Below are 19305 nucleotides of genomic sequence, written 5' to 3'. Positions count from 1 at the left end.
TTGTTGCTCGCGCGCTCTTTCTCTGCGACCCTCTTGGTGGGGCGTTCCTTGCGCTCCGCGCGCGCCGCGGGGCGCGGGGCCCCCCGCCCGGGGGGGGGCGCCCGGCGCCAGGGGTACTGGAGACCCTCTAGGAGATGCCGCCCGCCAGCTCCCGCTCCAGCGGGGTCCGGAAGCGCGGGGTCACCTTGGTCGTCCCCAGCCAGGACCGCAGCCGTTGCGCCTGCTCGGCGATCGCCGCGCCGGCCTCGCCACCCGTCCCCTCCGAGTCCAGGACGCGCCACACTATCTCGCCGTCGGGCCGCTGCGCCCAGCCGCCGACCACCCGCCCGTTCCACCACACCGTGGGCCCCACATTGCCGCTGCGGTCGAACAGCAGCGGCCGCAGCGCAGGCGCGAGGTACCAGTCCCGCTGCTGCCAGCCCATCGCCGTGGGGTCGAGGCCCGGCAGCAGCGCGGCCCACGGCTGAGCCGGCTCGGTCACCGGCTCCACGTCGTCGGCGGCCACGTAGGCCGGGCCCTCGTCCACCGTCACCTGCTGGGCGCCCGCCGCCGCCAGCGCCCTGCGCACCTCCGTCACCCGCCACCCCGTCCACCACTTCAGGTCGGCCTCCGTCGCCGGACCGCAGGCCGCCAGCCAGCGTCCGAGCAGCCGCCCCTGGGCCTCGGCGACGTCCAGTTCGGGGTGTCCGGGGGCGAGGGCCCAGCGGAACTGGCTGGACGTCCAGGAGCCGAGCGGGCGGCTCCGGACCACCTTCCCCTCCACGCCCAGGACGCGCAGCAGCCGCGTCGAGACGGTGTGCACGCCCTCGTAGCTCTTCCCCGCCGCGTAGACGAACTGCTCGCGCAACCGGGGTTCGTCGCGCGCGAGTTCGGCCGCCGTGGCCTGGCCGCGCCGGGCCAGTGCGGCCAGCGCCGACTCCTCGACCGCCGTCAGCCAGGCCGCGTCCGGTGCGCCGGCCTTCGCCATGTCCTTGATCAGCGAGGCACGCTCGCGTGCGGCCACCGCGAGTCCCGTGGAGGCGTGCACCACGGCGGTCAGCTCAGTGGGGAGGACGAACACGGTGTGCCGCATGCCGTGCATGCGCACCAGCGTGCGGTCCTCGTACAGCGCGCGCTCGGTCTCCGGCACCGTCCCGGCCGGATCCGCCAGCCGCGCGCCCACGCCCAGGTACACCGTCGCCGGGTCCGTGCCGTGCAGCGCCACCAGGGTGGCGGCGACCTCCTCCGGAGTCGTCGCCCGGGTCGCGTCGGTCAGCCGGTGCCGCACGGCCAGCCGCGCCCGCCGCTCCGCCACGCCGATGTACCGGTGCCCCTCGCCCATGCCGACCTCCACCCGGGCGCGCCGCGGCGCCCCGTCTCGACGTTGGTGTCCTCGTAGGTGTCCTCAGCATCCTCGCGGACACCACTGACAACCGGCCCCGTCACCCGTTCGCCGTACCCGGCATGCGGACCTGGCGGGGTCCGCCTTCACTGCGATCAGGAGGTGCCGGAGGTGACGGACTCCGCCCCGGGCGGGCGTGGCAGCGGGAGGCGGGATGGAGACGCAGGGCATACGGCTTCCGGAGCACGCGACGGCCGGGGACGCGACGGCGGGGGACACCGCGGCATGTCGGCACCCCGGCGCCTGTGGACAGGGCGTCTGCGGACGAGGCGCCCGGCGACGGGATGCCCGCAGCGGACCGCCCGGACGGGTCGCGGCGAACACCGATCGCGAGGGCCGTGCCTTCGATGGCACGGATCGCGCTACCGATCGCGAGGGCCGTGCCTTCGATGGCACGGATCGCGCTACCGATCGCGAGGGCCGTGCCTTCGATCGCACGGATCGCGCTACCGACCGCACGGACCACACCGCCGACCGCGCGGACCCCGCCACCGACCGCCAGGACCGCGCCACCGATCGCACCGACCGCGCCCGGCTCCGCCGCCGACGACCGGGACGGTTCCGCGTCCCCTGCCCCCGGTCCGTCCCATGACCGTCCCCGCCACGCCCGCCGAGCGGGACCAGCGCGGGAAGGCCGCCCGCAGGCAGGTCCGGCGTTCCGCGCACGCTGCCTGGATCCCCTCCGCCGACCGGCCCGACCCCGTCGCCGTACTCGAACGGCAGGGCCGGGACCGGCTCCCCGAGCTGCTGCCGGTGCGGTACGGGCGGATGATCGCCTCCCCGCTCGCCTTTCTGCGCGGCGCGGCGGCCGTGATGGCCGCCGACCTGGCCACCCAGCCCCACACCGGGCTGACCGTGCAGCTGTGCGGCGACGCGCACCTGCTGAACTTCGGCCTGTACGCGTCCCCGGAACGTGCCCTGCTGTTCGACCTCAACGACTTCGACGAGACGTTTCCCGGACCGTTCGAGTGGGACGTCAAACGGCTCGCCACCAGCGTCGCCGTGGCCGCCCGCGAGAACGGGCACTCCGACGCCGAGGCACACCGGGCCGCGCTGGAGGGCGTGGCCGCGTACCGCACCGCGATCCGGCGGCTGGCCGGGCTCGGCGAACTGGCCGTCTGGTACGAGCGCATCGGCGCCGAGAGCCTGCTGCCCCTCGTCCGCTCCGCCCGGCGCCGGCGCCGCGTCGAGTCCAGCCTCACTCGGGCCCGCCGCCGCACCAGCCTCCAGACCCTCGGGAAACTGACCGAGGTGGTCGACGGCAGGCGGCGCATCATCCACGACCCGCCGGTCCTCGAACCCGCCGGGGTGCCCGACGGCGCCGCCCTGCGCAAGATCTTCAGTGACTACCGCTCCACGCTCGCCGAGGACCGCCGCGTCCTCCTCGACCGCTACCGCTACGTGGACGCCGCCCGCAAGGTCGTCGGCGTCGGCAGCGTCGGCCTGCGGTGCTTCATCGTGCTGCTCACCGGACGGGACGCGGACGATCCGCTGTTCCTGCAGATCAAGGAGGCACGCAGGTCCGTACTGGAGGAGCATCTGCCGCCCGGGCCGTACGTGCATCCCGGGCACCGGGTGGTGGCGGGGCAGCGGCTGCTGCAGGCCGCGAGCGACATCTTCCTCGGCTGGATGACCGGTCCGCAGGGCCGTGCCTTCTACTGGCGTCAACTGCGCGACATGAAGGGCTCCGCCGAGGTCGCCGGGATGTGCCCCAAGGAGCTCCCGGTGTACGCCGGGCTGTGCGGCACCGCCCTGGCCCGCGCCCACGCCCGCTCCGGCGACCGCATCGCCATCGCGAGCTACCTGGGCGGCGCCGACACCTTCGAACGCGCCGTCGCCGACTTCGCCCTCGTCTACGCCGACCAGACCGCCGCCGACCACGCCGCTCTCGGCGCGGCCGTCGCCGCCGGCGTGGTCCGCGCGTCCCCGGACATCTGAGGCCGCCGAGCCACGCCGTCACGGCAGCCGCTGGAGCGCGCCTCAGCCGTACCTCTCCAGCGGGCCGCGTACGTACCCCTCCAGCCGCTCGCCGAGCACCTCGGGGGTGAGGTCGCGGCGCCCGAGCTCGCGCCACGGTCCGGCGAGCTTCGCCGCACCGGGCGAGTGGGCCGGGGTGTCGAGCAGCCGCAGGTACAGCACGGTCCCGGGGTGGAAGTCCCGGTGCAGGAAGCAGCCGTCGTACGCCGGAGGCTCCCGGCGGAGCACCTCCACCGCCCGCCCCCAGAGCCCGCCGGAGAGGGTGCGCACCCGTTCCGGCGAGGTCCTTCTTCGGTCTTCGCTCCCCGGCCCCGGCCCGGCCCCCCGGCGCGGACCGGCGCCCGGAAAACCGGGTGCACGGCCAGTGACCGCGTCCCTACGCTGGACGAGCGTTGCGGAGGCACGCACCACTGCTTTCCGCCGGACCGGCATCATCCGGCGGACTCGGGGCTACGCTTCTGCGCACCGTCGGCCGGGAGCCCGCCCCCAGCGCCCCGCCGGTTCCATCCGCCACCGCTCAACGACCCACGCCCACGGAGGCCCGTCATGGGCACCATCGTCATTTCCGGGACCGTCGTCCTGGTCGTTCTGGGATTCGGAAACCACGTCTGGTGGCTCGCCGCCGTCGCCGTCCTCTTCCTGTACCTGCACTACGGGCGGGGCGCGTCCTCGTCCTCGACGTCCTCGACGTCCTCGCCCGCCGGCGGCCGGTCGTCGGGGGCGGCTCCGGTCTCGTACCGGGCCTACCGCGACCGCCGTGACCAGCAGGCCAGGTGGGAGCGCCGCTACCGCCGCGAGCGTCCCCTGGAGGCCCGCCGTCAGGCGCGTGAGAAGAGCAGGTGAGAGCCTCGGTGACGCCTGCTCACAGGCCGGGGGCGCCCCACACCGGGAACCAGCGGCTCAGGTCCTGCTCGATTCTCAGGTCGTTGGCCAGAACCGCCTTCACCTGCAGTTCCAGCGCGCTGTCGCGCCGCTGCGCCCCGCCGCGCAGCGGCGCGAACGGATAGAAGGAAGCCCTCTTGTAGAGGTAGACGAGGGCGAGCCGCCGCCCGCCCTCGTCCCCTGTGTTCTCGAATCCGGCCAGTGAGCACAGCAGTTGCGGGCCGAAACCGTTGACCTCAAGCGCGCTGTTCACCGCGTGCAGATCGTTGACGAGCTCCGGCAGCTGGTCCGGCGCGCGGCGCGAGACCAGCCACGAGTAGCCGTAGGCGTCCCGGGACAGCTCCACCGGCGGGCCGGTGCGGTCGGCGTCCGCGTCGAGGAGCGCCTGCACCTCCCTGTGCGTCTGTTCGAAGGCCGAGCCCTCCACCGTGGCGAAGCACACCGCGCCGTGCCCGGTCGGCGTGAAGCCCATCGCTGCCTGCAGCGTCACCGCCGCCGACGGCAGCGCGAACAGCTGGTCCAGGTCCGGCGCGACCGGCTTGGTACGGCCGAGCAGGATGTCCAGCAGTCCCATCCTCAGCCCGCCTTCCCCGGAGTCGCGGCCTCACCCAACTCGGCAGTGATACGGCTCAGTTGGTCCAGCCGCTGTTCCAGGCTCGGGTGGGTCGAGAACAGCCGGGCGATGCCGGGGTCGGAGCCCAGCGCCGGGGTGAAGTAGAAGGCGTTGAAGGCCTGCGCGGTACGCAGGTCCTCCGAGGGGATCCGGGCGATGTCGCCCGAGACCTTGGTGAGCGCGGAGGCCAGCGCCGAGGGCCGCCCGGTCAGCAGGGCCGCCGCCCGGTCCGCTGCCAGCTCCCGGTACCGGGACAACGCCCGGATCAGCAGGAAGCTGATCGCGTAGACGGTCACGGAGACACCCATCACGGCGGCGAAGACGGCGGCGGTGTTCTGGTCCCTGCGGCCCCCGCCGAAGACCTGCGAGTAGAAGGCGAACCGTACGATCAGCCCAGCGATCACCCCGAGGAAGGACGCGATCGTGATCACGGCGACGTCCTTGTGCGCCACGTGCGACAGCTCGTGCGCGAGCACGCCCTCCAGCTCGGCGGGCTCCAGCCGCCGCAGCAGCCCCGTGGTCACACAGACCACGGCGTGATCGGGATTCCGGCCGGTCGCGAACGCGTTCGGCATGTCCATCGCGGACACGGCGACCATCGGCTTGGGCATGTCCGCGATCGCGCACAGCCGGTCGACCACCGCGTGCAGCTCGGGATACTCCTCCCGCTCCACGACGCGCCCGTGCATGGCGAACATCGCGATGCGGTCGGAGAACCAGAACTGCGCCACGAACATCGCCCCGACCAGCACCACGACCAGCAGCCAGGATTTCAGCAACACGATCAACGCGGCGACGAACGCCACGTACAGCAGCCCGAGCAGGAACATGGTGACCGTCATCCGCACGGTCAGGCGCCGGTCGCTCCTAAAGCGGCTCTGCATCTGCATCACCCCGCAGTCAGGCACTCGTCCCGCTGTCCAGTGTGCACCTGCCGCGGCCCATGAACGGGTTCCGAACGGCCCTAGTAGGAGCAAAAGGTCCCCCGCGTCCGGGTGGGCCCCCGGCCGGCGTCTTCCGTGGGTGTGGATGGTCCCCCGGGGGCCGGGCCTCAGTGGAAGGCGCGGGTCTGGGCGTACCCGAGGAGCAGGATCACCGCGGCGACGCAGCTGAGCACCACGGCCGTCGATATCCACGACGAGCGGCGGGGCGCCACCGGGTCGGGGTCGGCCCGGAAGGGCACCGGCCCGGGCGGGTTGTTCTTCCAGCGGGCGGCGAGCATCCGGGCCCGTGCGGAGGGCTCCTTGTGCTCGGCCGCGTTCGCCCATCTGTGGTCGAACTCGCGCTCCCAGTGATCCTTTTCGGGCATCCCCGTGCGCCTTTCTCGTCCGTGGCAGTCAGTGGCAGTCGGTGGCGGTCATCCGCGCACTCGGAGGGACGATCCCCCGAGAGTAGGAAGCCTGGGAGGCCCGAAAGGTTGCCCGGCCCGGCGGCGCCGCCGGGCAGGTCTCGCCCAAGATGCTGAACGGTCCGCCGAGGACTAGCCTTTATGGGCGAGAGCCGTCGTCCAGATACGCGTTGCGGTGTATCGAGGCGGCACCACCTACGACCGCGCCGCACGTCTTCGGCTGCGGCCATCCGTCTCGTGCTCCGGAAGACCGCACGAGGGGGTGGAAGGAAGGTATGTCCATGAAAGCACAACGCATGAGGCGTCTCTTCGCGCTGTCCGCAGTCGGCATGCTGATGGCCGGCGGGGCCGCGATCGGAGCGGCAGGTACGGCTTCGGCAGCCACCCCGTCGCAGGTCTCCACGGTCGTCACCAACCACGGCTGTGACCGGTGGGGCAACTGCGGCTTCGGCTTCAACCGTTTCGGCTTCAACAACGGCTTCGGCTTCAACAATGGCTTCGGCTTCAACAACGGCTTCGGTTTCGGCGGCGGCGTCGTCGTGATCGTGGTGTGAACCGCTGACAGCACGGCTGCGACACACGGCCGAGGGCCGCCACCTGCGGTGTGCAGATGGCGGCCCTCACCGTTGCGCCCGACGGCTCACGTGTCGATCGGACACGGGCCGATCGCGCACCCGTCGATCACACGTCGAAGTACAGCTCGAACTCGTGCGGGTGCGGACGCAGCTGCAGCGGCGCGATCTCGTTCGTGCGCTTGAAGTCGATCCACGTCTCGATCAGGTCCGGCGTGAAGACGTCGCCCTGGAGGAGGAACTCGTGGTCGGCCTCGAGGGAGTCGAGGACGGCCGGGAGCGAGGTCGGGACCTGCGGGACGCCCGCGTGCTCCTCGGGAGCCAGCTCGTACAGGTCCTTGTCGATCGGCTCGGCGGGCTCGATCTTGTTCTTGATGCCGTCCAGACCGGCCAGCAGCAGGGCCGAGAAGGCCAGGTACGGGTTGCCGGACGAGTCCGGGGCGCGGAACTCGACGCGCTTGGCCTTCGGGTTCGAGCCGGTGATCGGGATGCGCATCGCGGCGGAGCGGTTGCGCTGCGAGTACACCAGGTTCACCGGGGCCTCGAAGCCCGGCACCAGACGGTGGTAGGAGTTCACCGTCGGGTTGGTGAAGGCCAGCAGCGACGGGGCGTGCCGCAGGATGCCGCCGATGTAGTAGCGGGCGGTGTCCGACAGGCCCGCGTAGCCGGCCTCGTCGTAGAACAGCGGGTCGCCGTTGCTCCACAGCGACTGGTGCACGTGCATGCCCGAGCCGTTGTCACCGAAGATCGGCTTCGGCATGAAGGTCGCCGTCTTGCCGTTGCGCCAGGCGACGTTCTTCACGATGTACTTGAACAGCTGCAGGTCGTCAGCGGCGGCGAGCAGCGTGTTGAACTTGTAGTTGATCTCGGCCTGGCCGGCGGTGCCCACCTCGTGGTGCTGGCGCTCGACCTTCAGGCCGTTCTTCTCCAGCTCCAGGGAGATCTCGGCGCGCAGGTCGGCGAAGTGGTCGACCGGCGGGACCGGGAAGTAACCGCCCTTGTAACGGACCTTGTAACCGCGGTTGTCCTCCAGCGCACCGGTGTTCCAGGCGCCGGCCTCGGAGTCGATGTGGTAGAAGGACTCGTTCGCGCTGGTCGCGAAGCGGACGGAGTCGAAGACGTAGAACTCGGCCTCGGGACCGAAGTACGCGGTGTCCGCGATCCCGGTGGAGGCGAGGTACGCCTCGGCCTTCTTCGCCACGTTGCGCGGGTCACGGGAGTACTGCTCGCCCGTGATCGGGTCGTGGATGAAGAAGTTGATGTTGAGCGTCTTGTCCCGGCGGAAGGGGTCCACGCGCGCGGTCGACAGGTCGGCGCGCAGGGCCATGTCGGACTCGTGAATGGCCTGGAAGCCACGGATCGAGGACCCGTCGAAGGCGAGCTCGTCGTCGGGGTCGAACGCCTCAACGGGCACCGTGAAGTGCTGCATCACGCCCGGCAGGTCGCAGAAGCGGACGTCGATGAACTTGACGTCCTCGTCCGCGATGAACTTCTTGGCCTCGTCGGCGTTCTGGAACATCCAGCTCCTCCTACTCCCGACCGTCCCGCCGGGGTGGTAGATCGTTCGTGCGGCCAGTGCGGTGGCACACGCTGCCTCGACCCTAGGGACGGGTGATTTCTCGGGCGTGACCCATTTGTTTCGCAGAAGTTAACCGGCCCGGGTGCGGTCACGGCCTTGGACACCCCGGCGACCCCCGTCCCTACAGCCTCGCAGTACCGTGGACGCGTGGACAACAGGCAAGCAGTGGGATCGTGGCTCTCCGGGCCGCGCGCCGCCATGGAAGAGGCCGGTGCCGACTTCGGTTACCGGGGCGAACAGCTCGGTCTGCCGGAGGAGGGGCCGGGATCGATCGCCCGTCCCGGGCGGCGGCTGGGCGCACTGGCCGTCGACTGGGGGCTGTGCCTCTTGATCGCATACGGCCTGATCACCCACGGCTACAGCCAGGCGACCGGCAACTGGGCGCTGCTCGTCTTCTTCGTCCTCGGCGTCCTCACCGTCGGCACGGTCGGTTCCACCCCGGGCAAGCGGCTGTTCGGCCTGCGCGTGGTCGCCCTGGGCAGCGGCCGGATCCAGCCCCTGCGCGCCCTGCTGCGCACGTTCCTGCTGTGCCTGGCGATTCCGCCGCTGGTCTGGGACCGGGACGGCCGGGGCCTGCACGACCGGCTGGCGGGCACCGTGGAGGTGCGCATCCAGGGGTGATCCAAGCGACCCCCGGCGTTCGCACGACGCATACCACGACGCATACGACGATGGGGCGCCCGGAGTGATCCGGGCGCCCCATCGTCGTAGCGGGGGATCGTCGTGGCGGGGGGGATCAGCGGGTCTTCGGGCCGCCCCTCGGCATACGCATGCCCTTGGGCATCGGTCCCTTGGGCAGCGGCATGTTGCTCATCAGGTCGCCCAGGGCGCGCAGCCGGTCGTTGGTGGCCGTGACCTGCGGGCCGGTGAGCACGCGCGGGTACTTCAGCATGGTGGTGCGGAGCTTCTTCAGCTCGACCATGCCCTCGCCCTGGCCGACGATCACGTCGTGCACGGGCACGTCCGCCACGATGCGGTTCATCTTCTTCTTCTCGGCGGCGAGCAGGGACTTCACCCGGTTCGGGTTGCCCTCCGCCACCAGCACGATGCCGGCCTTGCCGACCGCGCGGTGCACCACGTCCTGGCTGCGGTTCATGGCGACGGCCGGAGTGGTGGTCCAGCCGCGGCCGATGTTGTCCAGGACCGCGGCGGCGGCGCCCGGCTGGCCCTCCATCTGCCCGAAGGCGGCGCGCTCGGCCCGGCGTCCGAAGACGATCGCCGTCGCGAGGAAGCCGAGCAGGAGGCCGAGAATGCCCAGGTAGATGGGGTGGCCGATCGCGAAGCCGATCGCGAGGAAGACACCGAAGGTGACGATCCCGACAGCCGCGAGTACAAGGCCGATCTTCGGGTCGGCCTTGCTGGTCATCTTGTAGGTCAGAGCGATCTGCTTCAGTCGCCCGGGGTTGGCAGCCTCGGCTGCGGTTTCCTTCCTCGCCATGCCACGAAGTCTACGTGGCCCGGGGAGCGGCCGACGACGGCAGTGCCCGCAGTGCCCGGGGGAGGGGAGGGGGGCCGGTCAGGGGTGGGGGGTGCCGGCCTGGTCCAGGACGCGCTGGGCCTCGACGCGGTCCTTGGCCCGGCGGCGGTCCTCCAGGACGGAGGTCCAGGCGTTGCGGCGGGCGGTGCGCTGACCACTGCTCATCAGCAGGGACTCGACTGCGCGCAGTGCGTCGGTGAAGGACGGAATCGCGGTGGCGCGAACGGGCGCGGCCTGCATGGTGGAGGTCCCCCTCGTAACGGCTACGGGTGTACGTGGCGTGAGTCCAGGGTCACTGATTGGTGTTACCAGGGCGTGACCGACCGGTCAAACGCCAATGAAGCCTTGACGCCGCAGGCCAAAAGGCTGACGCGGCCCTGACGGACGCCCTCATCTGCGGCGACGGTCGGGACCGCGTCGTATCGGCCATTACTTGGCAGTAGGTTCTTGTGCGCGAATTCACACGCCTCGCTGCCCGGTTGCGGGGTACGGTGGGTGACGGTGTGTCAGACGGCCTGCGTGGCGCTGTACGTGCCACGCTTCTCGATCGCCATCCGGTACAGCCGCCCGGCACGGTAGGAGGACCGTACCAGCGGGCCGGACATCACGCCGGAGAAGCCGATCTGCTCGGCCTCCTCCTTCAGCTCGACGAACTCGTGCGGCTTCACCCAGCGCTCCACCGGGTGGTGCCGGACGCTCGGCCGCAGGTACTGCGTGATGGTGACCAGTTCGCAGCCCGCGTCGTGGAGCTGCCGCAGCGCCTCGCCGACCTCCTCGCGGGTCTCGCCCATCCCGAGGATCAGGTTCGACTTGGTCACCAGGCCGTAGTCGCGCGCGGCGGTGATGACCTTCAGGGAGCGCTCGTAGCGGAACCCGGGGCGGATCCGCTTGAAGATCCGGGGCACGGTCTCGACGTTGTGCGCGAAGACCTCGGGGCGGGAGGAGAAGACCTCCTCCAGCAGCTCCGGGACGGCGTTGAAGTCGGGGGCCAGGAGCTCGACCTTGGTGCGGCCCGCCTCGCGGCCGGCGGTCTGCTCGTGGATCTGGCGCACCGTCTCCGCGTACAGCCAGGCGCCGCCGTCCTCCAGGTCGTCGCGGGCGACGCCGGTGATGGTGGCGTAGTTCAGGTCCATGGTGACCACGGACTCACCCACGCGGCGCGGCTCGTCCCGGTCCAGGGCCTCGGGCTTGCCGGTGTCGATCTGGCAGAAGTCGCAGCGCCGGGTGCACTGGTCGCCGCCGATGAGGAAGGTCGCCTCGCGGTCCTCCCAGCACTCGTAGATGTTCGGGCAGCCGGCTTCCTGGCAGACCGTGTGCAGACCCTCGCTCTTGACGAGCTTCTGCATCTCCGTGTACTCGGGACCCATTTTCGCCCGGGTCTTGATCCACTCGGGCTTGCGCTCGATGGGGGTCTGGCTGTTGCGGACCTCAAGGCGCAGCATCTTGCGTCCGTCGGGTGCGACTGCGGACACGTCGGCTCCCTGTAGCTTCGATTCTTCGGCGTACACCAGAGTACGCCCGTGTTTGTTCGGCCCTGCCGGTGAGGCCACCCGGGAGCCCCGGGGCGCGTTCCCCGGGGCGGGTCCGGGTCGGGCGGTCGCCCGGACCCGGATCAGGCGGTCGCCTTCTCGGTCTCCCGCGGCTTCAGGTCCGCGTTCTCCAGTACGTCCTTCAGATGCCGCTCGACGACCGGCAGCACCTCGTCGATCGTCAGCTCCCGGCCGAGTTCGTTGGCCAGGGAGGTGACGCCGGCGTCCCGGATCCCGCACGGGATGATCCGGTCGAACCACGCGTTGTCGGGGTTCACGTTCAGCGCGAAGCCGTGCATGGTGACGCCCTTGGCCACCCGGATGCCGATCGCGGCGATCTTGCGGTCCTCGCGGCGCTGGCCCGCGTTGGACGGTGCGTACTCGGGACCGTTGAGCCGGGGGTCGAACTCGTCGTCGTTCAGCCGCGGGTCGAAGTCCAGGGACAGCCCGCCGAGCGTGCGCCGCTGCTCGACCGGGTCGCCGAGGACCCACACCCCGCTGCGGCCCTCGACCCGGGTGGTGTCCAGGCCGAACTCCGCGCAGGTGCGGATCAGCGCCTCCTCCAGGCGCCGCACGTGCGCCACCACGTCCACCGGGCGCGGCAGCTTCTGGATCGGGTAGCCCACCAACTGGCCGGGCCCATGCCAGGTGATCTTGCCGCCGCGGTCCACGTCGATGACGGGCGTGCCGTCGAGCGGACGCTCGTTGTCCGCCGTGCGGCGGCCCGCCGTGTAGACCGGGGGGTGCTCCAGGAGGAGCACGGTGTCGGGGACCTCGTCCGCGAAACGGGCCGCGTGCACCCGGCGCTGTTCGTCCCAGGCCTCCTGGTACTCCACGGACTCAGCACCGAATCCCATGCGGACGAACCGCAACTCACTCACGGCAAGCGCCTCCCTGGAAGGTCGTAAGGCACGAAACGTGCCCACGCCACTGTACGTCCGGCCGTCCCGCGTCAGCCTCGCGGGCAATCCTCACACGATCGGATGAATGCGTGGCGAAGCCTGCGATCACCTGCTCACTCTCCGCTACATTCGCGCCGTTCATGAGGCCATAAGGGCTGCTCACAGGCAATCCGGGCACTTCAGATGCCTGGAAGGCAGGAGACCGCACCGCAGATGACGGAACGACCCGCGCAGCGCACGCCCAACCGCCAGCTCGCCGCGCTCATCGCAGAAGCGGGGTTCTCCAACGCGGGTCTGGCCCGTCGCGTGGACCAGCTCGGCCTGGAACACGGCCTGGACCTCAGATACGACAAGACCTCGGTGACCCGCTGGCTGCGCGGTCAGCAGCCCCGGGGGACCACGCCGGCGCTCATCGCGGAGGTCTTCACCCGGCGCCTCGGCCGCCGCCTCACCGCCCAGGACCTGGGCCTGGACGCCTGCGCGCCGGTGTACGCGGGTCTGGAGTTCGCCGCCACGCCGGAGGAGGCCGTGGACATCGTCGGCGGGCTGTGGCGCAAGGACTCCGGCAGCCACGCCGAGCTGCGCAAGATCGCCTTCACCCCGGCCGGGCTGGTCGTGCCCAGCCGGGACTGGCTGATCGGGCGGGCCGACGAGAGGGTCGCCCACGGGGAGGCGCCCGGCGCCAGGGTTCCCGTCCAGGGCCGCCCGGCCCCCAGGTCCGTCCCCTCTCCCGAGCAGGTGGTGACCGGTGTGCCCCGGCAGCGCGGCCAGGCCGAGCGCGGCACCGGCCAGCGGGTCGGCGCCGGGGACATCGCCGCGCTGCGCTCGGTCGGCGAGCTGTTCCGCGCCCTCGACGACATGTACGGCGGCGGCCACGCCCGCCAGGCCCTGGTGCGCTACCTGGAGCACGAGTGCGAGCCGATGCTGCGCGGCACCTACGGCGAGCAGACCGGCCGCCGGCTGTTCGCGGCGGCCGCCGACCTGACCCGGCTCGCCGGCTGGACGTCGTACGACATCGGCGCGCACGGCCTCGCCCAGCGCTACTTCGTACAGGCGCTCCGGCTGGCGCAGGCAGCCGGGGACCGGCCGTACGGCGCCTATGTGCTGGTCACCATGAGCCGCCAGGCCGTCTACCTCGGGCACGGCCGCGAGGCGGTCCAGCTCGCGCGCGTGGCCCAGCAGGGTCTCGGCACCTCCGCCTCGGCGGTCGTGCAGGCGCTGCTGCACGCCGCCGAGGCGCGCGGACACGGCGTGCTCGGCGAGGTGCGCGCCTGCACCGCCTCCCTGGTGCGGGCCGAGCGCGCCCTGGAGGCCGCCCGGCCCGGTGACGAAGTGCCGTACTGGGCGCGCTGCTTCGACGAGGCGCAGCTCTCCGACGAGTTCGGGCACTGCCACCGGGACCTTCAGCAGTACCGCGCCGCCGCCCAGCACGCCGAGCGCTCGCTTCAGCTGCGCGCCCCGGTGTACGCCCGCAGCCGCCTGTTCTGCCGGGTCGTCCTCGCCACCGCCCGCCTCGGCCTCGGCGACCTCGACCAGGCCTGCCGGCTGGGCGCCGAGGCGGCGGGGCAGGCGGCCGAGATGCGTTCGGTCCGGGCGATCGAGTACGTCAGGGACTTCGAGCGCCGCCTGGAGCCGTACAAGGACGCGGCACCGGTGAGGGGGTACCGGGACAAGGTGGCCGCACTGGGGTAGCTCGCCCCCGTCGTGCGGCCCCCTGAGCCGTACGGTTGCGGCCGGTTGTGCACCCGGATTCCGCCGTGGTGGTTCGCGGCGGGGTGCTCAGGCGGCCGCGGCCCTCGGCGTTGTCGCCACCGGATCCGCCCGGTGCATCGAGCCCGCGGCCCCGAGATCCGCCAGCACCGCCGCAGCGGCACGGTGTGCCGAGTGCAGGGCGCCCTGGACGGTACTGGTGTCCCGGTGGTCGCCGCACACGTACAGGCCCGCCAGCAGCCGCACAGGCTTGCGCAGGTCGTGCGGGGGCCGCATCGCGGGGACGGCCTCGGCGGTGTGGTGCACGGCGAGCGTCTCCCACCGCGTCGTCGAGGTGCCGTACAGACGGGACAGGTGCATGCGCACGGCGGTGTCCACCTCGGCCGGGGGCACGCCCAGAACCGTCGACGACACCAGCGTCCGGCCCGCGGGCGCGCGGGCCGGGTCCACCCGGCTGACCACCGCGGTGTGCGCGACCGGCCCGCCGCGGTCGGCGTCGAGCAGCAGGAACGCGCTGGTCTGCGGTGGTTCGCTCGTGGTGTGGTGCACCACCGTCACCGGGTGGAAGTCCGGTACGCGCAACCCCGGCAGCAGCTTCGCGGCGGCGCGCGCGTCGGTCGCGACCAGAACGGCGCGGCAGCGGATCTCCCCGTGCCCGGCAGTGGTCACCCGGGTCGTGGAGACCGAGGTGACACGGACGCCCGTGTGCACGGTGCCGGGCGGCAGCGAGGCGGCCAGCAGTTCCGGCAGCACCTCGGCGCCGCCCTCCGGCAGGCACAGCCGGCCGCTCGCGAAGGCCCGCAACGCGAGGTCCGCGCACCGGCTGGACGTGGTGAGGTCCGGGTCGCACAGCAGGGCGGCCAGCAGCGGCCGGAGGAAGCCGTCCACGGTGCGGGAGGGCAGGCCGCGGGCCGCCAGGGCCTGCGCGGCCGGCAACTCCGGGCGGGACAGGATCCGTTGGACCGGCGTGGTGGCGATCCGGGCCAGCGCCGGGCCCAGCCGGGCCTGGTCGACGGCGCTGCCGAGCGGGGCGCCCGTGCGGGCCCGGACGGGAGGGGCGGGCCGCAGGGCGCGCGCCCGCACCCTGGGCGGGACCGTCGGCCGAGGGGCGCTCGCGAGGGCGCGCACGGCGTGCAGTGCGCTCCTTGCGCTCCCTCCGCCCGCCGGGGCGCCCGCGCGGTGGTGCCGTCCGTCGCTGTGCAGCAGGACCCCCGGCGCGAACGGGCGCAGCACGAGCGCGTCGAGCCCCGGACTCAGGTCCAGTTCGGGATATGCCGTGGACAACAGCTGTCCGATCCGGTCGAGCCGGAACCCGTCGACCTTCTCGGTCGACATGCGGCCGCCCACGTAAGGGGCGGCCTCCAGGACTACGGTCGTTACTCCTGCGCTGGTCAGCCGATGAGCCGCCGAGAGTCCGGCGACCCCGGCTCCCACGACGACGACATCCGCCTGGTACGCGGGCTCAAGCACGTGCCCCTCCTCAGGGTTGCGCGGCCGGTGGAGCTGTGATGCCCTCAACCGGCTTGAGGAATACCCGAGTTCGGCACGAGGTTAGGGCTGTGATCGGTCACGTGCAGTCGCGCATCGACCGGGCACGGTCGCACGGCGGTCGCACATGGTCACGTCCTTCTCCAGTGGCCCTCCCGTTCACCCCAGCGCGGAGCGAATCGTGTCCTCGATGCCCGGAAACGCGAACGAGAACCCGGACTCCAGCAGCCGTTTCGGCAGCACGCGCGCACTGCCCAGCACATCCCCCGCCATCTCGCCGAGCACGGTCCGCAGCACGGGCGCCGGTACCGCGAGGAACGTCGGCCGGTGCAGCACCCGCCCCATCGCCGCCGTGATCTCACGGTTCGTCAGCGGCTGCGGCGCGGTGAGGTTGACCGGCCCGGACAGGGCCTCCGCGTCGATGAGGTGGCGCAGCGCGGCCACCTCGTCGTGCAGCGAGATGAACGACCAGTACTGCCGGCCGTCGCCCATCCGCCCGCCCAGTCCGGCCCTGAACAGCGGGAACAGACGCCCCCAGGCCCCGCCCTCGCGGGCCACCACCAGACCGGTACGGGCGAAGACCGTGCGCACGCCCGCCTCCTGCGCGGCGGCCGCGGCCTCCTCCCACTCCACGCACAGGGAGGACAGGAAGCCGTCCCCGGGTGGCGCGTTCTCGTCCACGGCCCGGTCGCCGGTGTCGCCGTAGAAGCCGATCGCGCTGCCGTTCACCAGGACGCGCGGCGGTGTCTCCAGGGAGGCGACGGCCTCGGCGAGCGCCGCCGTGCCGAGCACCCGGCTGTCCCGGACCTCCTTCTTGTAGGCGTCCGTCCAGCGGTGGTCGCCGACACCTGCCCCCGCCAGGTTGACCACCGCCTCGCACCCGGCGAGCCCGGCCGTGTCGACGTACTGCCCGCCGGGATCCCAGCAGACCTCGTCCGCGGTCCGGGCCGAACGGCGCACCAGACGCACCACCTCGTGCCCGTCCGCGAGCAGGGACCGCACCAGGGCGCTGCCGATGAGACCGGACGCACCGGCCACCGCGATTCGCGATCGTTCCATGTCCCCATCCTGCCGGTTGGGCCCGGAAAAACCCGGCGGAGCGCTCACATCCGCGACGTAGGGTGACCTCCATGCCGGTTCCGCACATCCGCCTCGCCACGCTCGACGACGAAGACGCTCTCGCCCGGCTCGACCGCGCGACCTGGTCGCCCCTGCACGCGGTCACACCGCCGCCGCGGCAGCCGTACGAGCCGTTCTTCCGGGACCGCTCCGGACCCCGCGAGCACCTGGTCGCCGAACTCGACGGCCGTCTCGTGGGCTACATCCGGCTCGGCTTCGCCACCGACCTGGCGTCGAACGCGCATGTGAGGCAGATCCGCGGACTGGCGGTGGCCGAGGAGGCCCGCGGCGCCGGGGTCGGCCGGGCCCTGCTGCGCGCCGCCGTCGACGAGGCCCGCCGCCAGGGCGCCCGCCGGATCAGCCTGCGGGTGCTGGGCCACAACACCCCGGCCCGCAAGCTCTACGAGTCGGAGGGCTTCGCCGTCGAGGGCGTCCAGCCGGAGGAGTTCCGCCTGGACGGCGCCTACGTCGACGACGTGCTCATGGGCCGCGCCCTGTAGGACGCGCGGCGGCACACTCAGGAGGAGATGCCGGCAGGAGACGCCAGGAGGAGACCTCAGCCGGAGACCAGCTGGCCCGTGCCCACCGGTGCCGTGGCGCTCGCCGCGCGGCGGGCGTCCGGGGCGACCTCGCCGGCCGTCAGGACGTAGCCGGTCTCGTCGTCGGAGGTCGAGCGGGCGAACACGACACCGAAGACACGGCCGTCGCGGGTCAGCAGCGGGCCACCGGAGTTGCCGGGACGGACCGTGGAGCGGATCGAGTAGATCTCACGGGTGACCGTGCCGTCGTTGTAGATGTTCTGGCCGGTCGCCCGGATCCGGTTCGCCACCGTCGCCGCCTGGAGGTTCAGGCCGCCGTCCTGCGGATAGCCCGCGACCACGGCCGAGTCCCCGCGGGCGGCGGAGCCGTCGAACCGCAGGACCGGCGCGTGCAGCCCGGGGACGTAGAGCACGGCCACGTCCCGGTCCGGGTCGAAGAGCACCACCCGGGCCTCGTACGAATGCCCGACCCCGCCGATCCGGACGGTCGGGCTGTCGATGCCGGCCACCACGTGCGCGTTGGTCATCACGTGCCGCGGCGCGAAGACGAAGCCGCTGCCCTCGCGGCCCTGGTTGCCCGAGGTGCCCTCGATCTTGACCGTGCTGAGTTTCGCGGCGTTCGTGGCGCTCGCCGTCACGCTGTCGCCGGAGGGCTTGGCGACGCCCGCCGCCGGTTCGTTCTCGAACGGGTTGAACACCTGCGGGAAGCCCGCCTCGGTGAGCGCGGAGGTGGCCCGCGAGAACCAGGCGGGGGTGGTGTCCGGCATCGCGGTCTGCACGGCGCCGAGCAGCTTGGAGTCGCGGATGGCCGTCGTCACCAGCGGCGACGAGGAGGCGCCCAGCACGCTCGCGGCCACCCATGCCACGATCAGCACGGCGAGTGCGTTCGCGGCGGCCCCGCCGACGCCGTCGGCCACCCTGAGCGGACCGCGGTCCAGCTCGCCCCGCAACCGCAGGGCCAGGCGTCCCGCCAGCTCGTGCCCCACCGCCGCCGGGACCAGCACCGTCACCACGGCGGTCACCGTCGCCGCCGTGCTGCCGCGCGTGACGAAGTCCATCACCCACGGCAGGATCCACACTCCGACGGCCGCGCCGCCCACGAACCCGGCCAGCGAGACGCAGCCCGCCACCAGTCCGCGCCGATAGCCGGACGCCGCGTAACCGACGATCACCAGCAACAGCAGGAGGTCGAGCAGGTCCACTCGTGCCGCCTTTCTCTCGGACCCCCTAGTACGCGTGGTGCGGGTCCAGTGATCAGCCATACGCACGCGAGGCCGGGAACCGGCCACGTGTACGTGTACCCCCAGAAACGTCTCGGACAGGGACGATGGTTCCACCGGGTGGCACAGCGCACATCGCGGACGGAGCCGATCGAGCCGACAGTAAGATCATGTCTGCCTTCCGAGACGTGACCACTACTCCCGGAAGCGGTCCCACAGCTTGGGATAAAGCCGGCCCAGCACCCTGTCGTCCTCGAAGTCGACCGGCGTGCCCTCCGGCTCCGCCGGGGCGGGCGGGACGCCGAGGTCGGGGGCAACGGTGCCGGTGAGCTGCTCGTAGGCCTCGTCCGCCGCGTAGCCGAGTTCCTCGCCGTCGCCGTCGATCTCCTCGTCGAAGTCGTTCAGCAGGTCGGCGAGCGAGTCCGGCGCGTGCAGGGCGCCCTCGAAGACCTCCCGGCCCTGGCCGATCAGCCAGCACCGGAAGAAGTCGAAGGCGTCGTCGCTCGCGCCGTCCAGCAGCACCCAGGCGGCGCCCCACAGGTCCCAGCGGTAGGCCCGGTTGTAGCGGGACTCGAAGTGACGGGCGAAGTCCAGGACCTGCTCCGGATCGAGCCCCAGTAGTTGTTCGACGAGCAGGTCGGCCTGCTCTTCGGGGTCGCCCCCGGCGGCCTCGCGGGTGGCGTCGATCAGCTCCCAGAACTCCGTCTCGTCCATCACGGGTCAAGCATCGGGCCTCGGGCCAAGGGGCGCACGCGGAGTGAGACGGATTGTTATGGGCCGTGCGGCACGCCACAGGGGTGATGCGGCGGGGGACGTGGGTGCGGCGCGCGTCATGGGCGGCGCGGCGGCACGGTACGGGCGTGCGCCACCTGCGGTGCGGCGGTGGGGCACGTGCGGTGCGGCGGTGGGGCACGTGCGGTGCGGCGGTGGGGCACGTGCGGTGCGGCGGTGGGGCACGTGCGGTGCGGC

19 protein-coding genes and 1 pseudogene are annotated in these 19305 nt (G+C 72.2%); 6 read left to right on the top strand and 14 right to left on the bottom strand.

The window, feature by feature from the left end; genetic code table 11:
- Positions 1-127: 127 nt before the first annotated feature.
- Entirely contained in the window at positions 128-1321 is a 1194-nt protein-coding gene (locus AB0A61_RS32500) for a winged helix DNA-binding domain-containing protein (RefSeq protein WP_361300323.1), read from the bottom strand.
- Between the two features lie 648 nt (positions 1322-1969).
- On the opposite strand from AB0A61_RS32500, the gene AB0A61_RS32495 reads away from it, so the two are divergent.
- Positions 1970-3319, top strand: a complete 1350-nt coding sequence (locus AB0A61_RS32495; protein WP_361300320.1) for a DUF2252 domain-containing protein — start codon at positions 1970-1972, stop codon at positions 3317-3319.
- A gap of 42 nt (positions 3320-3361) precedes the next feature.
- Here the strand turns inward: AB0A61_RS32495 and AB0A61_RS32490 are convergent.
- A pseudogene (locus AB0A61_RS32490) lies at positions 3362-3643 on the bottom strand (aminoglycoside phosphotransferase); the annotation flags it as partial.
- Positions 3644-3904: 261 nt separating this feature from the next.
- Here AB0A61_RS32490 and AB0A61_RS32485 point away from each other — a divergent pair.
- Positions 3905-4201 carry a hypothetical protein gene (locus AB0A61_RS32485; RefSeq protein ID WP_361300317.1) on the top strand — a complete coding sequence of 99 codons (297 nt, stop codon included), beginning with the start codon at positions 3905-3907 and terminating at the stop codon, positions 4199-4201.
- A gap of 19 nt (positions 4202-4220) precedes the next feature.
- Here AB0A61_RS32485 and AB0A61_RS32480 read toward each other — a convergent pair whose 3' ends face one another.
- The 3 genes from AB0A61_RS32480 to AB0A61_RS32470 all read right to left on the bottom strand — a co-directional run bounded on the left by AB0A61_RS32480 (position 4221) and on the right by AB0A61_RS32470 (position 6162).
- Complete coding sequence (locus AB0A61_RS32480) at positions 4221-4814, bottom strand: hypothetical protein (protein ID WP_361300314.1); 594 nt, start codon at positions 4812-4814, stop codon at positions 4221-4223.
- 2 nt (positions 4815-4816) lie between these two features.
- Positions 4817-5737: a zinc metalloprotease HtpX gene (gene htpX, locus AB0A61_RS32475; protein ID WP_361300311.1), complete on the bottom strand. Its 921-nt coding sequence runs from the start codon at positions 5735-5737 to the stop codon at positions 4817-4819.
- Positions 5738-5904: 167 nt separating this feature from the next.
- Complete coding sequence (locus tag AB0A61_RS32470; protein WP_361300308.1) at positions 5905-6162, bottom strand: hypothetical protein; 258 nt, start codon at positions 6160-6162, stop codon at positions 5905-5907.
- Positions 6163-6482: 320 nt separating this feature from the next.
- Between AB0A61_RS32470 and AB0A61_RS32465 the strand changes: the two genes are divergently transcribed.
- The gene (locus tag AB0A61_RS32465) at positions 6483-6755 is read left to right on the top strand and encodes a hypothetical protein (protein ID WP_361300305.1); all 273 of its coding nucleotides are present in this window, start codon (positions 6483-6485) and stop codon (positions 6753-6755) included.
- 127 nt (positions 6756-6882) lie between these two features.
- On the opposite strand, the gene glnA is transcribed toward AB0A61_RS32465, so the two are convergent.
- Positions 6883-8292, bottom strand: a complete 1410-nt coding sequence (glnA, locus tag AB0A61_RS32460; RefSeq protein WP_361300302.1) for a type I glutamate--ammonia ligase — start codon at positions 8290-8292, stop codon at positions 6883-6885.
- A 207-nt stretch (positions 8293-8499) separates the two neighbouring features.
- Here glnA and AB0A61_RS32455 point away from each other — a divergent pair, with 207 nt between their 5' ends.
- Complete coding sequence (locus AB0A61_RS32455) at positions 8500-8973, top strand: RDD family protein (protein WP_361300300.1); 474 nt, start codon at positions 8500-8502, stop codon at positions 8971-8973.
- A gap of 115 nt (positions 8974-9088) precedes the next feature.
- Here AB0A61_RS32455 and AB0A61_RS32450 read toward each other — a convergent pair whose 3' ends face one another.
- The 4 genes from AB0A61_RS32450 to lipB form a co-directional block, all read right to left on the bottom strand.
- On the bottom strand, positions 9089-9790 hold the full coding sequence (locus tag AB0A61_RS32450; RefSeq protein ID WP_361300297.1) for a DUF4191 domain-containing protein: 702 nt from the start codon (positions 9788-9790) through the stop codon (positions 9089-9091).
- Between the two features lie 78 nt (positions 9791-9868).
- Positions 9869-10069, bottom strand: a complete 201-nt coding sequence (locus tag AB0A61_RS32445; RefSeq protein WP_361300294.1) for a hypothetical protein — start codon at positions 10067-10069, stop codon at positions 9869-9871.
- Positions 10070-10335: 266 nt separating this feature from the next.
- Positions 10336-11301: a lipoyl synthase gene (gene lipA / locus AB0A61_RS32440; RefSeq protein WP_361300291.1), complete on the bottom strand. Its 966-nt coding sequence runs from the start codon at positions 11299-11301 to the stop codon at positions 10336-10338.
- A 140-nt stretch (positions 11302-11441) separates the two neighbouring features.
- Positions 11442-12239 carry a lipoyl(octanoyl) transferase LipB gene (gene lipB, locus AB0A61_RS32435; RefSeq protein ID WP_361300288.1) on the bottom strand — a complete coding sequence of 266 codons (798 nt, stop codon included), beginning with the start codon at positions 12237-12239 and terminating at the stop codon, positions 11442-11444.
- A 234-nt stretch (positions 12240-12473) separates the two neighbouring features.
- Here lipB and AB0A61_RS32430 point away from each other — a divergent pair, with 234 nt between their 5' ends.
- Positions 12474-13952, top strand: a complete 1479-nt coding sequence (locus AB0A61_RS32430; protein WP_361300285.1) for a regulator — start codon at positions 12474-12476, stop codon at positions 13950-13952.
- Positions 13953-14039: 87 nt separating this feature from the next.
- Here the strand turns inward: AB0A61_RS32430 and AB0A61_RS32425 are convergent, their stop codons facing one another.
- Together AB0A61_RS32425 and AB0A61_RS32420 are read right to left on the bottom strand one after the other, a co-directional pair.
- Positions 14040-15440, bottom strand: coding sequence for an NAD(P)/FAD-dependent oxidoreductase (locus tag AB0A61_RS32425; protein WP_361300282.1), 1401 nt, complete (start codon positions 15438-15440; stop codon positions 14040-14042).
- 177 nt (positions 15441-15617) lie between these two features.
- The gene (locus AB0A61_RS32420) at positions 15618-16517 is read right to left on the bottom strand and encodes a TIGR01777 family oxidoreductase (RefSeq protein WP_361300279.1); all 900 of its coding nucleotides are present in this window, start codon (positions 16515-16517) and stop codon (positions 15618-15620) included.
- Positions 16518-16588: 71 nt separating this feature from the next.
- Between AB0A61_RS32420 and AB0A61_RS32415 the strand changes: the two genes are divergently transcribed.
- Positions 16589-17077: a GNAT family N-acetyltransferase gene (locus AB0A61_RS32415; protein ID WP_361300276.1), complete on the top strand. Its 489-nt coding sequence runs from the start codon at positions 16589-16591 to the stop codon at positions 17075-17077.
- 56 nt (positions 17078-17133) lie between these two features.
- Here AB0A61_RS32415 and AB0A61_RS32410 read toward each other — a convergent pair whose 3' ends face one another.
- Positions 17134-18318 (bottom strand): MarP family serine protease, encoded by a 1185-nt coding sequence (locus AB0A61_RS32410; protein ID WP_361300273.1) that lies wholly within the window; start codon positions 18316-18318, stop codon positions 17134-17136.
- Positions 18319-18531: 213 nt separating this feature from the next.
- Positions 18532-19050, bottom strand: coding sequence for a DUF4240 domain-containing protein (locus AB0A61_RS32405; RefSeq protein ID WP_361300335.1), 519 nt, complete (start codon positions 19048-19050; stop codon positions 18532-18534).
- Positions 19051-19305: the final 255 nt, after the last annotated feature.

Source organism: Streptomyces sp. NPDC046197 (assembly GCF_040646295.1).
Lineage (GTDB): Bacteria > Actinomycetota > Actinomycetes > Streptomycetales > Streptomycetaceae > Streptomyces.
This window is presented reverse-complemented; position numbering and strand designations above follow the sequence as displayed.